The sequence below is a fragment of the Leisingera sp. ANG-Vp genome (genome assembly GCF_000813725.1).
GTDB lineage: Bacteria > Pseudomonadota > Alphaproteobacteria > Rhodobacterales > Rhodobacteraceae > Leisingera.
On sequence record NZ_JWLD01000104.1, the window covers coordinates 1 to 650 of the forward strand.

The 650-nt window shown below is 64.8% G+C and carries 2 protein-coding genes; both read left to right on the plus strand.

Annotated elements, in window-relative coordinates; all coding sequences use genetic code 11:
• Positions 1-392 (plus strand): adenylosuccinate synthetase (locus RA20_RS23460; RefSeq protein WP_039134916.1); only part of this gene is annotated, 392 nt, incomplete at its 5' end.
• Entirely contained in the window at positions 392-628 is a 237-nt protein-coding gene (locus tag RA20_RS23465; RefSeq protein WP_039134918.1) for a DUF2842 domain-containing protein, read from the plus strand. The genes RA20_RS23460 and RA20_RS23465, both read left to right, overlap by 1 nt.
• Positions 629-650 lie beyond the last annotated feature (22 nt).

The following is a 650-nucleotide window of genomic DNA, read 5'->3' on the forward strand; positions in this document are numbered from 1 at the left end:
CCGGCCGCCAGCGCCGCTGCGGCTGGTTCGACGCCGCACTGGTGCGCCAGACCTGCGCCACTTCGGGCATCAAGGGCATTTGCCTGACCAAACTGGATGTGCTGGACGGGTTCGAGACCCTGAAGATCTGCACCGGCTATGATCTGGACGGCGAGCATCTGGACTATCTGCCGACCGCCGCCGACCAGCAGGCCCGCTGCAAGCCGGTTTACGAGGAAATGCCGGGCTGGAGCGAGTCGACGGAAGGCGCCCGCAGCTGGAACGACCTGCCGGCCAATGCGATTAAATACGTCAAGCGCGTGGAAGAACTGATCGAATGCCCGGTGGCGCTTCTGTCCACCAGCCCGGAGCGGGACGACACCATCCTGGTGACCGACCCGTTTGCCGACTGATGGCTGAGCAACAAGGCCTGAGCTACAAGGCCCGGCGGCGCTGGGCCCTGGTGATCCTGCTGGTTGGCATGCCGCTTTACATCGTGGCCGCGGTCACGGTGATGAACTGGCTGGACCGGCCGCCGCTGTGGCTGGAACTGGTTGTCTATGTGGGGCTGGGCATCGCCTGGGTGCTGCCGTTCAAATTCGTCTTCCGCGGCGTCGGCAAGGAAGATCCGAAGGCGGATCAGGACTAGGGAAGGGGCGCTGCCCCTCTTG